The sequence below is a fragment of the Variovorax sp. GrIS 2.14 genome, assembly GCF_046115955.1.
Lineage (GTDB): Bacteria > Pseudomonadota > Gammaproteobacteria > Burkholderiales > Burkholderiaceae_C > Variovorax.
Genome location: NZ_JBJXIA010000005.1, coordinates 85,699 through 101,161, shown reverse-complemented (window position 1 = coordinate 101,161; position 15,463 = coordinate 85,699). Strand labels below are relative to the sequence as shown.

Here is a 15,463-nt window from a genome sequence, read left to right as displayed (position 1 = left end):
ATTAAGCGCCTTCCCCGACTAGGTTGAGCTCTTGCCCAGCCTTCAGTGTCACGTAAGCCTTGCGAATGTTGTCGCGACGACCCATCGACTTACCGAAGCGCTTGGCCTTGCCCTTGGTGTTGAGCACCGACACACCCTGAACTTCGACCTTGAACATGAGTTCAACAGCGGCCTTGATTTCGGGCTTGGTGGCGTCCTGCAACACCTTGAAAGTGACTGCATTCGACTTCTCGCCGACCATCGTTGCCTTTTCAGACACGATCGGTGCGACCAGCACTGCCATCAGACGGCCTTCGGCGAACTGGCCCCGAAAGGCCGGCGTAGGATTCATGCGGCTCATGCGAACATCTCCTTGAGCTTTTCGACGGCGCCCTTGGTGACGAGCACCTTCTTGTAGTGCACCAACGACACCGGATCGGCGTAACGTGGCTCGACGACGAGCACGTTGACCAAGTTGCGCGATGCGAGGTACAAGTTTTCATCGACTTCTTCAGCGATCACCAGCACCGACTGAAGGTTCATCGCCTTGAAGCGCGCAGCCAGCGGCTGGGTCTTGGGCGAATCGACAGTGATCGAATCGATCACAGCCAGACGACCTTCACGCGCAAGCTGCGAGAAGATGGACGCCATCCCGGCGCGGTACATCTTCTTATTGATCTTTTGCGAGAAGTTTTCGTCGGGCATGTTCGGGAAGATCCGGCCGCCGCCGCGCCACAACGGCGAGGAGGTCATACCGGCGCGGGCGCGGCCCGTTCCCTTTTGCTTGAATGGCTTCTTGGTCGAATGCTTGACCTGCTCGCGGTCCTTCTGGGCGCGCGTGCCTTGGCGGGCATTGGCCTGGAATGCGACGACGATCTGGTGAACCAGGTCTTCGTTGTAGTCACGACCGAAAACGGTCTCAGGCGCGTCGAATTTCGAGGATGCCTGGCCTTGTTCGTTCAGGAGTTCGAGTTGCATTACTTCGCTCCTTCGGCTTGCGGCTTGGTCTTGATGGCGTGACGAACGGTGACGAAGCCACCCTTCGAACCCGGGATCGCACCCCTGATAAGAAGCAACTGGCGCGCTTCGTCGATGCGATAGACATCGAGATTTTGCGTCGTGCAGGTGACGTCGCCGAGGTGGCCCGTCATGCGCTTGCCCGGAAAAACTCGACCCGGATCTTGCGCCATGCCGATGGAGCCCGGAACGTTGTGCGAACGGCTGTTGCCGTGCGACGCACGTTGCGACTTCATGTTGTGACGCTTGATGGTGCCAGCGAAGCCCTTACCGATCGAGGTGCCCTGCACATCCACCTTTTGACCCACAGCGAACACGCTGCTGGCGGCAATGACGCCGCCAGCCTTGTGCTGACCGGCCGTATCGGCAGTTACACGGAATTCCTGGATGATTTCACCCGCTTCGACACCGGCCTTAGCCAGATGCCCAGCCAGGGGCTTGGTCACGCGAGATGCCTTGCGGGAACCGAAAGTCACCTGAAGCGCGACGTATCCGTCGGTCTCTTCGGACTTGATCTGGGTCACACGGTTGTTGGACACATCCACCACCGTGACGGGAACTGCATCCCCATCATCGGTGAAGAGACGCATCATCCCCACCTTGCGGCCCAGCAACCCGAGGGAGTTACTTAGACTCATTTTGTTTTCTCCAAAAATGGAAATCCTCTTTCGCCTCTGCCACTTCAATTGGCGACAGCGTTTGGCCTAATCTGAAAACCCAGACTCGACCCACGAAAGAAGGTTGATAAATCTCTGCAACGACGATGCATGCCGGAGACGGCGCGCAAAAATGCGGCAGAGCCCGTGATTATAGCCCGCCGATGCTGTTAGTGCAATGTCGCGGGACGCAACCGGCTACTTAGCGCACAGGCATCGAGATGATTTTTTCGCCGGCCGCTGACGGCTTGGCTTCACCCATGGCGTCGAGCTTTGGCTTTCCGCTGCCTGCTGCGATGGGGATCGATATTGCGCTGGTAGCGCCGTTTTGGGTTGTGAAGACGTTCAGGTAGAACAACCCGTCTGCCTCGGGCACGACCTGGATGTCGAGTTCACTGGAACCCATCGGCAAAGGCACCAATGCTTGCGACGCGAGCATTTTTAAGCCTGCATCGGACGTAAAGCGCACGTTCGCGGCGGCGTCAGTCACTGCACTGAAAGTCAGGCTCACCGTGGCCGAAAGTCCTGCGCTTGAAAGCGGAACGACCTTGTATCGAACAACCACCTTGGAACTGTTCGACTTCTGTATGGCTGTGACATACCCAGCGGAGGAACTCGGCTGCGCTGGAATTGCGACCAACCCGGTGAGCGCCGCAGCGCACGAAATTGAGGCTGAAGCCGCCACGCAAGCGCCAAAGACTCGCGCAGCAAGGTGGTCAAGTCTGAAAAGATTTGTCATGACGCGATCCTCAATTGGCCGAAACCGTGAAGCATGTCGACGACGCCTTGTTTTGATAGTCAGTGACTGCCAGCACGTACTCGCCGGGTGTGAGCGCAACGCGTGCACTTTCGGAGCCGGGTGCGACGGCTTCGGCCTTCGCGACGACGCCGCTCGCGTTATAGACACGAAAGTCGGGATCGGTTGCGGGTCCGCCACCCGCCACGGAGATCTGGTACGCCTTAGCCACCAGCACGCTCAGACGCACATATGCGTAGTTACCGAGTTTGTTGTCGCCGACCTCCGAACCCAACGCGTTCGACACACAGACGCTCGGCAATGCCGCACCGGAAGTCAGCGTGCGATACATCGGGAGGGCTACGGCAGAACCGCCGCTGTTACTCTCAGTCGAGCCCCAGGCGTCGGAGTTCGGATCGATGGATTCGGACGTCAGCAGAGAAGCAATGCTGGCACTTGCCGAATTTGAAGCCGTCTTGAGTGCTGCGTTGAATGAATGAATGGAGGTCACCGCCGCGCTTGCTTTGAGCGGCCCGGTCATCGCCGCATGAATGGGCCTGAAACCCGCAACCTGATTGAGCGTCCAGAGCACGTACTGGATCGAGTCTTCGTTGAACCATCCCTTCGCCACGACAGCGCCGACTGCCAAATTAGCATTCAAACCGATGCTCTGTCCTGGGCCGGCAGAGTCGGTGTAGTTCGCGCGATTCAACGCAATGCCTGACCAGGCATTGCCCCAGCCTTCAGAGAAGGCGACTCGCCGGTCGAGCAAGTCATTCGACCCATGCTCGCCGCCCGGCGAATCATCTCTGCTGAAAACCGACTGATAGTAATGACCCCATTCATGTGCAATCACCGACGCGTCGTACTCGTCTGTGTCGACGTCCGCCTTGCCGAGCACATAGATAGCCGCACCGGTGGTTGCCGCTGTAAAGAATGTGGTGCCGATTTGCCCCAGCGCAGGGTTACCCGAGGCAGGCAGATTGTTAACGCTCCAGAGAACCTTCAGAGGTGGAAATGCTGTCGATGGTGCGACCGACAGCACCTTTTGCTGCGTCATATATATCGTGTCCAAAATCGCAAACGGAGCCGCCGCGCGCAACGTTCCGTACGAGGTGCCACTCCAGCCCGATGGTGCGTTGACGTCTTTTTGCATGGCCGCGCCCGCGGCAACCACCAAGCCCGACTCCAGCGCATACACGCCCTCGCCTTGGGTGTTGTCTCGCACCGTGACATCCCAAGACGACGCCCCGGTGTTCAGCAAGGCCGCGCGCACGCGCACGAAGAACGTCGAGCCTTGCGCGACGGACGCGGAGTAGTTGCCCGAAGCGTCTGTCGTGGTCGTAGCCAATACGGCCTGTGTTGTGCTCACCAATTGGACCGTCGCGCCTCGAACGGGCTTTTGGATCGTGGCGGCGTAGGCCAGCGATCCGGTGGTGTTGGGCACGGAGTCGAAAGTGACAAGGCCGTTGACCATCACGGCCGCTGTAGCAGGCGACGGGGCGGGCGGAGCCGCAGGGGTTTCCGGCGTCGGTGCAACGGGAAGAAAGGCAAATCCGCCACCTCCGCCCCCGCCTCCTCCACCGCACGCGGCAACCAATAGCGCAGCGGCAAACCACCCCGAGAGCAATAGACGTTTGACGTTGTTCATGGCCTTAACGAGAACGGCATCGCACGCCGGATCGGCGCCGTGCGAAGCATGCCACGGCGGATATCGAGAATGCAAAAAACCCGCCGATATCGCTGCCGGCGGGTTTTTATTTCAGCGTTGCCGTGATTTTATTGCAACTTGATTTCGACGTCGACGCCAGCCGGCAGGTCGAGCTTCATGAGCGCGTCAACCGTCTTGTCGGTCGGGTCGACGATGTCCATCAGACGCTGATGCGTGCGAATCTCGAACTGGTCGCGCGACGTCTTGTTGACGTGCGGCGAGCGCAGGATGTCGAAACGCTTCATGCGCGTCGGCAAAGGCACAGGGCCCTTGACGATCGCGCCTGTACGCTTCGCGGTATCGACAATCTCAGCGGCCGACTGGTCGATGAGTTTGTAATCGAACGCCTTCAGGCGAATGCGGATCTTTTGCTTGGTTGCCATGATGTGTGTCCTTAGCCGTATGAATTAAGCGAGGACCTTGGCCACGACGCCAGAGCCGACGGTCTTGCCACCTTCGCGGATGGCGAAGCGCAGGCCTTCTTCCATGGCGATCGGGTTGATCAACTTCACCGTGATGCTGACGTTGTCGCCGGGCATGACCATTTCCTTGCCTTCGGGCAACTCGATCGCACCGGTCACGTCCGTCGTGCGGAAGTAGAACTGCGGGCGGTAGTTGTTGAAGAACGGCGTGTGGCGGCCGCCTTCGTCCTTGGACAGGACATAGACTTCGGCGGTGAAGTGGGTGTGCGGCTTGATGGAGCCGGGCTTGCAGAGCACCTGGCCGCGCTGGACGTCTTCGCGCTTGGTGCCGCGCAAGAGCACGCCGACGTTGTCGCCAGCCTGGCCTTGGTCGAGCAGTTTCCTGAACATTTCCACGCCGGTGCAGGTGGTCTTCTGGGTTGGCGAGATGCCGACGATCTCGATTTCTTCGCCAACCTTGATGACACCGCGCTCGACAGCGCCGGTGACGACGGTGCCGCGACCAGAGATGGAGAACACGTCTTCCACAGGCATCAGGAAGGCACCGTCGATGGCGCGTTCCGGCTGGGGGATGTAGGTGTCCAGAGCGTCGGCCAGTTTCATGATGGCTTCTTCACCCAGCGGACCCTTGTCGCCTTCGAGGGCGAGCTTGGCGGAGCCGTGAATGATGGGGGTGGCGTCGCCTGGGAAATCGTATTTGTCCAGGAGTTCGCGTACTTCCATTTCGACGAGTTCGAGCAGCTCGGCGTCGTCGACCATGTCGCACTTGTTCAGGAAGACGATGATGTAGCCGACACCGACCTGGCGGGCCAGGAGGATGTGCTCTCGGGTCTGGGGCATGGGGCCGTCAGCAGCGGAGCAGACCAGGATGGCGCCGTCCATCTGGGCAGCACCGGTGATCATGTTCTTCACATAGTCAGCGTGGCCGGGGCAGTCGACGTGGGCGTAGTGGCGGTTGGCCGTTTCGTACTCGACGTGGGCGGTGTTGATGGTGATGCCGCGGGCCTTTTCTTCAGGCGCCGCGTCGATCTGGTCGTATGCCTTGGCTTCGCCGCCAAATTTAGCGGACAGCACGGTGGCCAGGGCCGCCGTCAACGTGGTCTTGCCGTGGTCGACGTGACCGATGGTGCCCACGTTCACGTGGGGCTTGGTACGGGCGAATTTTCCTTTTGCCATTTTTCAATCCTTGAAAGAGCAGGCCCGTGTGAGGTTTAACGTCTGCACCATGTTGCTGAATCTCTCGCCACGGGCAACGAGAGGCACACAGTCGCAGACAAATCGATGAATTACCTGGAGATCACTTGGCGCGGGCAGCGACGATTGCTTCGGCCACATTGCGCGGAGCTTCAGCGTAGTGCTTGAACTCCATCGTGTACGTGGCGCGGCCTTGCGACATCGAACGCAGCGTCGTCGAGTAGCCGAACATTTCCGACAAAGGCACTTCAGCCTTGATCGTCTTCCCGCCACCCATCATGTCTTCCATGCCTTGAACCATACCGCGACGCGATGACAAATCACCCATCACGTTGCCGGCGTAGTCTTCAGGCGTTTCGACTTCCACGGCCATCATCGGCTCGAGGATGACCGGCTGGGCCTTGCGGGCGCCCTCCTTGAAACCGAAGATCGCAGCCATCTTGAATGCCATTTCGTTCGAGTCCACATCATGGTAGGAGCCGAAGTGCAGCGTGACCTTGACGTCGACGACCGGATAGCCGGCCAGCACGCCTTGGGTCAGCGCTTCGACAACACCCTTTTCCACTGCTGGAATGTATTCGCGCGGCACGACACCGCCCTTGATCGCATCGACGAATTCGAAGCCCTTGCCCGCTTCTTGCGGCTCGATTTTGAGCACGACATGGCCGTATTGGCCCTTGCCGCCGGACTGGCGCACGAACTTGCCTTCGGCATCTTCGACGGTCTTGCGGATCGTCTCGCGGTAAGCAACTTGCGGCTTGCCGACGTTAGCTTCCACGCCGAACTCGCGGCGCATGCGGTCAACGATGATTTCCAGGTGCAACTCGCCCATGCCGGCAATGATCGTCTGACCCGATTCTTCGTCCGTCTTCACACGGAACGAAGGGTCTTCCTGGGCCAGGCGTTGCAAGGCGATACCCATCTTTTCCTGGTCCACCTTGGTCTTCGGCTCGACGGCCTGCGAGATCACGGATTCCGGAAAAATCATGCGCTCGAGCGTCAGGATCGCATTCGGATCGCACAGGGTTTCGCCCGTGGTCACTTCCTTCAGGCCGATGCACGCGGCAATGTCGCCGGCGCGAATTTCGCTCACTTCGACGCGGTTGTTGGCGTGCATCTGCACGATCCGGCCAATGCGCTCCTTCTTGCCCCGAATCGGGTTGTAAACGCTGTCACCCTTGGTCAGTACGCCCGAATAAACGCGCACGAAGGTCAGCTGGCCCACGAATGGATCCGTCATCAGCTTGAATGCGAGCGCCGAGAACTTTTCGCTGTCGTCGGCTTTGCGCGTTGTCGGCACTTCGTCTTCGTCCATGCCCTTGACCGGGGGAATGTCGGTCGGCGCAGGCATGTATTCGACGACGGCGTCGAGCATGGCTTGGACGCCCTTGTTCTTGAACGCGGAGCCGCACAGCATCGGCTGGATCTCGCCCGCGATCGTGCGCTGGCGAATGCCGGCCTTGATTTCGACTTCGGTCAATTCCTCGCCTTCGAGGTACTTGTTCATCAGCTCTTCGCTCGACTCGGCGGCCGCTTCGACGAGCTTTTCGCGGTATTCCTTACAGACTTCAGCGAGGTTTTCAGGAATCTCGCTGTACGTGAACGTCACGCCCTTGTCGTCATCCCAGATGATGGCCTTCATTTTGACGAGGTCGACGATGCCCTGAAAGCGCTCTTCGGCACCGATGGGGATCTGGATCACGACCGGGTTGGCCTTCAGTCGGTCGACCATCATCTGGCGCACGCGGAGAAAGTCGGCGCCGGTGCGGTCCATCTTGTTGACGAACGCAAGGCGCGGAACCTTGTACTTGTTGGCTTGACGCCAGACAGTTTCCGACTGGGGTTGCACGCCGCCGACCGCGTCGTACACCATGACAGCACCGTCTAGCACGCGCATCGAGCGCTCGACTTCAATCGTGAAGTCGACGTGACCGGGGGTGTCGATGATGTTGATGCGGTGTTCTTCAAAAGTACCCGCCATGCCCTTCCAGAAGCAGGTGGTGGCAGCCGAGGTGATCGTGATGCCGCGCTCTTGCTCCTGCTCCATCCAGTCCATCGTCGCAGCGCCGTCGTGCACTTCGCCGATTTTGTGATTGACGCCCGTGTAGAACAGGATGCGCTCGGTCGTGGTGGTTTTGCCAGCGTCGATGTGCGCAGAGATACCGATATTGCGGTAGCGCTCGATGGGGGTCTTGCGTGCCATGAAAAATTACTCCGTTAACGGATGAAAGCCCGCCCACCAAGCGGTGGGTCGGGCTTCCAGCCAGTCTGATTTGAGGGGACCGTTTAGAAGCGGAAGTGGCTGAAAGCCTTGTTGGCTTCGGCCATGCGGTGCACTTCGTCGCGCTTCTTCATCGCGCCGCCACGGCCTTCCGTGGCTTCCATGAGTTCGTTGGCCAAACGAAGGGCCATCGACTTTTCGCCGCGCTTGCGTGCGGCTTCCTTGATCCAGCGCATCGACAGCGCCAGACGACGGACCGGGCGAACTTCGACCGGCACCTGATAGTTCGCACCGCCCACGCGGCGCGATTTCACTTCAACCATCGGCTTCACGTTGTTGATGGCCATGGTGAAAGCTTCGACCGGATCTTTGCCCGGGTTCTTCTTTTCAATTTGCTCGAGGGCACCATAAATGATGCGCTCGGCGATCGCTTTTTTGCCGCCTTCCATGATCACGTTCATGAATTTGGACAGCTCGACATTGCCGAACTTTGGATCCGGCAGGATTTCACGTTTAGGGACTTCGCGACGACGTGGCATGTTACTAACCTCTTTGCTTCAGTTGGCACCGTTTCCAGCGCCGCGAGAGCCAACAATAACTCTCACTTACTCGGCCCAGAATCGGGCCACTTCGTTCGATGCACCCGCCAAGGCACGCCGAACACCGTTTTTTAACGCAGAAGGCTTAAGCCTTCTTGGGGCGCTTAGCGCCGTACTTGGAACGCGACTGCTTGCGGTCTTTCACCCCTTGCAAGTCGAGCGAACCGCGCACGATGTGGTAACGCACGCCCGGCAAGTCTTTGACACGACCGCCGCGAACCAGCACGACGCTGTGTTCCTGCAAGTTGTGGCCTTCGCCGCCGATGTACGAGATGACCTCGAAGCCATTCGTCAGGCGCACTTTGGCAACCTTACGCAATGCCGAGTTCGGCTTTTTGGGGGTCGTGGTGTAGACCCGGGTGCAGACACCGCGACGTTGCGGCGAGTTCTGCATGGCAGGGCTTTTCGAATTGATCTTTTCGACCGTTCGACCCTGACGCACCAGTTGATTGATGGTTGGCATGAATGAGTTAGTCCCAAAACGGCATCCCCGGCGAATTCCTCGTCGTGACGCGAGGGACCTGAGATGCAAAAACGTGAAACCCTTCGAAATAGCGCCGAGCGCCGTCGAAGGCACCTCGGGAATTTCCGAAAAGCCCACGAGTATAGCAGCCCAGCCGCCGCCAACCAACTCTCTTGCTTACTTGATCCAGAGCCGTACAGCGTCCCAGGCGCGGCCGAGGATGCCGGCCTGCTCCACCGGCTCCAGTGCAACCAGTGGAATGTCGGCCACCGACTGGTCGCCGAGCGTGACCTTCAGCGATCCGACCGCCTGGAACTTGGTGATCGGCGCCACCAGCGGGTCAGGCCGGGCGAGTTGCGTCTTAATTTTACTGGCCGTGCCCGATGGCACAGCCACCACGATGGCTTCAGGCCGGCCAAGCTTGAGGGTGTTGACCCTGCCCTTCCAGATGGCGGGCGTGGCAACCGGCTGATCCGCATCGAAAAGCCGCACGTCGTCATAGGCGGTGTAGCCCCAGTTCAGCAGCTTTTGCGATTCGTTGGCGCGCACGGTTTCGCTGGACGCACCGAGGATGATCGACAGCAGCCTGCGGCCGCCCGGCAGGTTCGGAAAGTCGCGGTTGGCGGTGGCGATCATGCAAAACCCCGCGGTGTCGGTATGCCCGGTTTTCAGGCCGTCGATCGTCGGATCGCGAAACAACAGCACGTTGCGATTGGTGTCGTTGGTCGATGGAGTGCCAGGGTAGCGGTACTTCTTGATCGCGTAGTACTTGGTTTCTTCGGGAAAGTCGTGGATCAATCGCGTGGCCAGAATGCTCAAGTCGCGCGCCGTCGTGATGTGACCCGGTGCCGGCAATCCTTCGGGATTCTTGTACGTCGTGTTTTTCATGCCGAGCACCTTGGCCTGCTCGTTCATCAATTCAACGAAATGCTCGAGCGTGCCGCCGACGCCTTCAGCAAGCACGTTGGTCGCGTCATTGGCCGACTGAACAATCATTCCTTTGATCAGGTCGTCGACCGGCACCTGCATTTTCGGGTCGATAAACATCCTCGAACCCGGCATTTTCGCGGCACGGAGCGACACCGGCATGGTCTGCGCCAGCGTGATCTTCTTTGCGCGCAGCGCGTCGAACACCAGATACGCCGACATCAACTTGGTAAGCGAAGCGGGCTCGACCGGCATGTCGATGTCTTTTTGGGCTAGCAACTGATTTGCCGTGACATCGAGCAGCAAATAACTGCGCGCGGCGACTTCCGGCGGCGCCGGAACCTGCGCAGTCGCGATCAGGCTGAACGATGCGGCAGCCGCCAGCATCAGCGAACGAAACGCGATGAAGAAACGATTCATTGGGGGGTTGGAGAAAGACGAGAAACTAATCCACGCGAAGGTGGCGGGCGACGAGTTGCTTGAGCAACGGCAATTGCCCGTGAAAGAAATGACCGCCCCCGGGAACTACCGTGACAGGAAGTGACTGCGGGCGCGCCCAGTCCAGCACGGCTGCCAGCGGAACGGTGTCGTCCTGTTCTCCGTGCACGACCAGCGTGCGTTCGTGCGCCGCCTCCGGCAACGGTCCCGGCGGCACCCGTGCAACGCTGGCACCAACCAGTGCCACGCGCTGAACATCGCGCACCGCCCACAGCGCGCTCAGCGTGTTCATCGCCACGAAGGCGCCGAACGAAAAGCCCGCGATGGCCAGCGCCCCATGCGGCGCGACTTGCTCGATCACGGCACGCATATCGTCTGCCTCGCCACGTCCTTCGTCATGCACGCCCTCGCTGGCGCCGACGCCGCGAAAATTGAATCGGACTGCCGTCCAGCCTGACGCGATGAAGGCGCGGGCCAATGTCTGGACGACCTTGTTGTCCATAGTGCCGCCGAAGAGCGGATGCGGATGCGCAATGACCACCACACCGCGCGCCTGCGTGCCCGCCGCGGCAGCGTCGCGCTCAGCCTCAATCGCGCCCGCGCCGCCGTGCAAGCTCAGCTTTTCGGTTTGCGAGTTCACGGCTCAACGGCCCACGTCAGGCGGGAGCAACAGGCGATCGACGACCCGGCCATTCTTGAGGTGCGAATCGACGATCTCGTCGATGTCTTCGTTGTCGACAAATGTGTACCAGACCGCCTCGGGATACACGACCGCCACCGGGCCGCCGGCACAACGGTCGAGGCAGCCCGACTTGTTCACGCGCACTTTGCCAACACCGGACAACCCGGCCTCTTTGACCTTCGACTTGCAGCGATCAAAGCCTTGTTGCGCATCGTGCATGGCGCATGAATCCTCTCCGTTCTTGCGTTCGTTGAGGCAGAAGAAGATGTGGCGTTCGTAGTAGCCGCCAACAGCGGGTGGCGTAGATGAAAAACTGGACATCTGCAGATTCTAGGATTGCCGCGGCCGTCGAGACAGCACCAGCAGCACGTAACCCAGCGTCACGAAAGGCCAGAGCCAACCGAGCCACTGCGACAGTCCGTGAAAGCGGATGAAGCGCCCCTGCTCCCACGTTGCCAGCGTCTGCGCGAAGTACGCGCTCTCCGGCGCCTGGTTCAGCAAGCTCAAGTGCAGCACCAGCGCAGTCAGGAGCAGCGCGGCCAGAAAGCGACGCGGCGCCGCGAGCAGCAGGGCACCGGCGAAAACCGCGGCGGCAATGCCGATTTGCACCGGCAAACTCAACCAGGCCCACGCGTGCTCAGGGCCATAGCTCAGCGCCGCCGACAGCGCAGTGGTCGCGATCCCCATGCCGAGAGTCAATGGCAGCAACATGGCGCGTCGCACCACCGAGCGCGTCACGACGAAGGCCAGCAGGCACGGCACCAATGCGCCGAGCATCACGCACAGCAGCTCGACGCCGGGCACCAGCGGTTCGAGTTCGAACTGGCGAACCGGCATCCAGTCGATGAACGGCGTGTCTTGCAGCCAATCGGCAATGCCCGTCTCCATGCGCTCGAACACCTGGCCCAACCCGAACGTCACAGCTGCCGGGAACAGCAGCGCAGCCGGCCACAACGCAAGCAACACAAGTGCGCCACGCGAGTCTTCGACAAACCAAGCGGAGCGGGCACGGCTCCAGTGCGCCACCGCGCCGAAGCGCTCCAGCCCTGCGGCCAAGGTTGCGCCCACGAGCGCGCCTACGGTGTTGAGTCCGAAGTCGACGTTCGAAGGGATGCGCGCAGGCAGGTAGCTCTGCAATGTTTCCATGGCGAAAGAGATCGCGCCACCCGCCAGCGTGGCGCGCAGCACGGCGTTGAAACCGCCGGTGTCGGAACGCGCACGCATCACGGCCACCGCCATCAGGAAGCCAAGCGGCGCGTAGCCAATCACGTTGATGCTTAAATCGAAACCGGTCCAGTACTTCGGCCACGGCGCCGTCAGGTACGCCCACGGCGCGATGCCCTGGTCTCGCCAATCTGCGAACGGATAAAGACTGGCGTAGACGATCAGCGCCGCGTAGGCCAGGGAAAGCGGTAGCGCGGCGGTCTTGTGCGAAGCCGCCACGTTCAAAAGGGTTTGACGACGACGAGGATCACGATGGCCGTCAGCAGCAAAACCGGTGCTTCGTTGAACCAGCGGTACCACTTGTGGGTATGCCGCGCTGTGCCCGCATCGATGCGACGCAACAGCACGCCGCAAGCATAGTGATAGCCGATGGTGGCGAGCACCAGCACCAGCTTGGCATGCATCCATCCGTTGCCTGGCCCGAGACCGATACCGTAGCCCAGCCAAAGCCAGAGTCCGAAGGCGAGCGCCGGAACAGCGAGAAGCGTTGTGAAACGCAATAACCTGCGGGCCATCAGCAACAACCGGGCTCGTTCTGCGACCGATTCCGGCGGAACCATCGCCAGGTTCACGAAGATCCGCGGTAAATAGAACAAGCCGGCGAACCAACTGGCGATGAACACGATGTGCAGCGATTTGACCCAGAGCATCGCAGCAGTTTAGTGGCGCAAGCCGGGCAACCGACTGACCGAGGATTTGCCCGGCACAGCAGGCAAAAAAAAGCCCGGCGTCAAAACGCCGGGCTGGGAAGCCTTTTTGCTGTCACACATCGAGGCACCCGCTCAGGGAGGAAAAGCGGGGAGCGGCAAGCCGCCCGACACGGAATTTAACAAAGCGCAAACAACCTATCAAGCTTTGAGTTAACTATTTTTTGACGTTTTGTGCGGGAAAGCCAATACGAAAGCCTTCAAATCTGCGGTTTTACAGGCTGAATAGTCGCCCAAACGACAATCGTTGCAATCTTTCAGATCGGGCAAAATTTCCCGCATGACTTCTCACGCTTCTTCATTTGCCGCATTTCCGGCCGGTCGGCCACGCAGGTTGCGCCGCGACGCCTTCTCGAGGAATCTAGTTCGTGAGCATGCGCTCACATCCCACGATCTGATCTATCCCGTCTTTGTGCAGGAAGGAACGCAGCGCCGGGATGCAGTGGCTTCGATGCCGGGCGTCGAACGCCTGAGCCTCGATCTGTTGCTGCCGGTGGCCGAGCAGTGCGTCGCCCTAGGCATTCCGGTGATGGCGCTGTTCCCGGTCATCGACGCCAAGCTCAAAACGCCCACCGGTGACGAAGCTTTCAATCCAGACGGACTTATCCCGCGCGTGGTGTCGGCGCTGAAAGCACGCTTTCCGGAACTGGGTGTAATGACCGATGTGGCGCTCGACCCCTACACCAGCCACGGCCAGGATGGCTTGCTCGACGATACCGGCTACATCCTCAACGATTCCACCGTCGCAGTGCTGGTCAAGCAGGCCCTCACGCAATCGCAAGCCGGCGTCGATATCGTTGCACCTAGCGACATGATGGACGGTCGCATCGGTGCCATCCGCTCCGCACTGGAAGCGCGAGGCGATATTCACACGCGAATCATGGCCTACAGCGCCAAGTACGCCAGCGCCTTCTACGGGCCGTTCCGCGACGCCGTCGGCTCCGCGGCAAACTTGGGCAAGAGCAACAAGAAGGTCTATCAGATGGACCCCGGCAACAGTGACGAAGCGCTGCGCGAAGTGGCCATCGACATCGCCGAAGGCGCCGACATGGTGATGGTCAAGCCAGGCATGCCGTATCTGGACATCGTGCGCCGCGTGAAGGAAGAGTTCCGCGTGCCGACCTTCGCCTACCAAGTGAGTGGCGAATACGCGATGCTGAAGGCAGCGGCGCAAAACGGCTGGCTCGACCACGACGCTGTCGTGCTCGAAAGCTTGCTCGCGTTCAAACGCGCCGGCGCCGATGGCGTGCTGACGTATTTCGCGCTAGACGCTGCCCGCTTACTGCAAAAACAATAGCGCGGTGCGCATCTTCAAGATCACCGGCTCGCGGGTCGACGAGCACGACGCACTGGCGCCACTGGCCGCGCCTGGCGCCTGTGGGGACGACAGCTATTTGTGGCTATCGCTTACGCGCGATGAATTCCGTGCGGCGCTCGTCGCGGTACAGGGCATCCTGCAGACGGTATGCGGCACTCAGCTGGTCGATCTGCATGTCGCGGATCTGCTGAACGATCAGTTGCCCTCGCACTACGATTACACCTCGCTGTACGACGTGCTCGTGTTTCGTCGGCTGGCCGCACGCGACGGCGCGATGCCCGGCGCAGCGAACGAGGCTGACGTAGAACGCGCGCGCGCATCCGCGCCCGCAACGCGCGGCGGACCTCCGGTGCTGCGGCGCATCGACACGCGACCAGTCGGGTTCGCGGTGTTCGACCGCGTCCTGCTGTCGGTGCATCCGTTCGATGCAGCCATGCGCGACGCCTACGCGGCCAAGCTGCTGGCCGCTGCATCCGACGGCATCAACGGGTCGACCCCATCGCACAACGCCGACCCCGCGCTCGATGCCCGCGCCGTCAGTGCACGCATGCCGACCAGCCCCGCTGACCTGATGCTGCGCGTCGTCAACCAGATCGTCGACGGCTATCTCGATCTGCGGCGCGACCTGACCACGCAGCTCGACCATTGGCAAGCCGAACTGATCGAGCCGAAGAGTCGCTTCACCAACTGGGGCGCACTGATGGAGGCGCGTCAGTCGCTGCGTCACCTCGGCAATATTTGCGAAGACCAGCGCTCGGCAGTTCAAGACTGGATCGACTCGCAAGAGACGCTGCCTGAGCCGGAAACAAAGCCGGCACAACGCGAGCGAGACCTGCTGATGGTGCGCAGCCGGGATGCGCTGGAACACATCGAGCGCGTGGTCAACCATGTTCGGCGGCTCGAGCAGAACATAGAGACGGCGGTCCAGATGCACTTCAGCATCCAGAGCCATCGCACCAACGACATCATGCGAGTGCTGACGGTGCTGACCGCGATATTCCTGCCGCTCAACCTGATCGCCGGCATCTTCGGCATGAACTTCGAATTCATCCCGCTGGTGCACAAGTCAGATGGCTTCTGGCTCGCGATGGGCTCGATGCTGGTCGTGGCGGTGGTGCTGGTGCTGGTGTTCTGGCGCAAACGCTATCTGACGCGCAGCGCCCGCTGAT

Annotated in this window: 17 protein-coding genes; 2 read left to right on the top strand and 15 right to left on the bottom strand. The window is 60.5% G+C overall.

Annotation, left to right across the window (positions count from 1 at the left end; genetic code table 11):
* Position 1: 1 nt before the first annotated feature.
* The 15 genes from rplW to RCH10_RS10385 form a co-directional block, all read right to left on the bottom strand.
* On the bottom strand, positions 2 to 340 hold the full coding sequence (gene rplW / locus RCH10_RS10455; RefSeq protein WP_187053979.1) for a 50S ribosomal protein L23: 339 nt from the start codon (positions 338 to 340) through the stop codon (positions 2 to 4).
* Entirely contained in the window at positions 337 to 957 is a 621-nt protein-coding gene (rplD, locus tag RCH10_RS10450) for a 50S ribosomal protein L4 (RefSeq protein ID WP_187053978.1), read from the bottom strand. The genes rplW and rplD overlap by 4 nt, the downstream gene beginning before the upstream one ends.
* The gene (gene rplC, locus RCH10_RS10445) at positions 957 to 1,634 is read right to left on the bottom strand and encodes a 50S ribosomal protein L3 (RefSeq protein WP_187054835.1); all 678 of its coding nucleotides are present in this window, start codon (positions 1,632 to 1,634) and stop codon (positions 957 to 959) included. The genes rplD and rplC overlap by 1 nt, the downstream gene beginning before the upstream one ends.
* A 220-nt stretch (positions 1,635 to 1,854) precedes the next feature.
* On the bottom strand, positions 1,855 to 2,142 hold the full coding sequence (locus tag RCH10_RS10440) for a hypothetical protein (protein ID WP_409052309.1): 288 nt from the start codon (positions 2,140 to 2,142) through the stop codon (positions 1,855 to 1,857).
* Positions 2,143 to 2,401: 259 nt separating this feature from the next.
* The gene (locus RCH10_RS10435) at positions 2,402 to 3,589 is read right to left on the bottom strand and encodes a hypothetical protein (protein ID WP_409052308.1); all 1,188 of its coding nucleotides are present in this window, start codon (positions 3,587 to 3,589) and stop codon (positions 2,402 to 2,404) included.
* Between the two features lie 578 nt (positions 3,590 to 4,167).
* Positions 4,168 to 4,482 carry a 30S ribosomal protein S10 gene (gene rpsJ / locus RCH10_RS10430; protein ID WP_028250951.1) on the bottom strand — a complete coding sequence of 105 codons (315 nt, stop codon included), beginning with the start codon at positions 4,480 to 4,482 and terminating at the stop codon, positions 4,168 to 4,170.
* 24 nt (positions 4,483 to 4,506) lie between these two features.
* Positions 4,507 to 5,697, bottom strand: coding sequence for an elongation factor Tu (gene tuf, locus RCH10_RS10425; protein ID WP_187053275.1), 1,191 nt, complete (start codon positions 5,695 to 5,697; stop codon positions 4,507 to 4,509).
* Positions 5,698 to 5,818: 121 nt separating this feature from the next.
* Positions 5,819 to 7,918, bottom strand: coding sequence for an elongation factor G (fusA, locus tag RCH10_RS10420; protein WP_187053975.1), 2,100 nt, complete (start codon positions 7,916 to 7,918; stop codon positions 5,819 to 5,821).
* 83 nt (positions 7,919 to 8,001) lie between these two features.
* Complete coding sequence (gene rpsG / locus RCH10_RS10415) at positions 8,002 to 8,475, bottom strand: 30S ribosomal protein S7 (RefSeq protein WP_068630557.1); 474 nt, start codon at positions 8,473 to 8,475, stop codon at positions 8,002 to 8,004.
* 145 nt (positions 8,476 to 8,620) lie between these two features.
* Complete coding sequence (rpsL, locus tag RCH10_RS10410) at positions 8,621 to 8,998, bottom strand: 30S ribosomal protein S12 (RefSeq protein WP_013543948.1); 378 nt, start codon at positions 8,996 to 8,998, stop codon at positions 8,621 to 8,623.
* Between the two features lie 177 nt (positions 8,999 to 9,175).
* Entirely contained in the window at positions 9,176 to 10,345 is a 1,170-nt protein-coding gene (locus tag RCH10_RS10405; RefSeq protein ID WP_409052307.1) for a D-alanyl-D-alanine carboxypeptidase family protein, read from the bottom strand.
* Positions 10,346 to 10,370: 25 nt separating this feature from the next.
* On the bottom strand, positions 10,371 to 11,003 hold the full coding sequence (locus tag RCH10_RS10400; protein ID WP_409052306.1) for an alpha/beta hydrolase: 633 nt from the start codon (positions 11,001 to 11,003) through the stop codon (positions 10,371 to 10,373).
* 3 nt (positions 11,004 to 11,006) lie between these two features.
* The gene (locus tag RCH10_RS10395; protein ID WP_187053972.1) at positions 11,007 to 11,366 is read right to left on the bottom strand and encodes a ferredoxin; all 360 of its coding nucleotides are present in this window, start codon (positions 11,364 to 11,366) and stop codon (positions 11,007 to 11,009) included.
* 9 nt (positions 11,367 to 11,375) lie between these two features.
* Complete coding sequence (locus tag RCH10_RS10390; protein WP_409052305.1) at positions 11,376 to 12,488, bottom strand: VanZ family protein; 1,113 nt, start codon at positions 12,486 to 12,488, stop codon at positions 11,376 to 11,378.
* Between the two features lie 2 nt (positions 12,489 to 12,490).
* A complete protein-coding gene (locus RCH10_RS10385) occupies positions 12,491 to 12,919 on the bottom strand; it encodes a CopD family protein (RefSeq protein ID WP_409052304.1) in 429 nt (142 codons plus the stop codon).
* 337 nt (positions 12,920 to 13,256) lie between these two features.
* Here RCH10_RS10385 and hemB point away from each other — a divergent pair, with 337 nt between their 5' ends.
* Positions 13,257 to 14,273, top strand: a complete 1,017-nt coding sequence (gene hemB / locus RCH10_RS10380; protein ID WP_409052303.1) for a porphobilinogen synthase — start codon at positions 13,257 to 13,259, stop codon at positions 14,271 to 14,273.
* A gap of 4 nt (positions 14,274 to 14,277) precedes the next feature.
* Positions 14,278 to 15,462 (top strand): magnesium transporter CorA family protein, encoded by a 1,185-nt coding sequence (locus tag RCH10_RS10375; RefSeq protein ID WP_409052302.1) that lies wholly within the window; start codon positions 14,278 to 14,280, stop codon positions 15,460 to 15,462.
* Position 15,463: the final 1 nt, after the last annotated feature.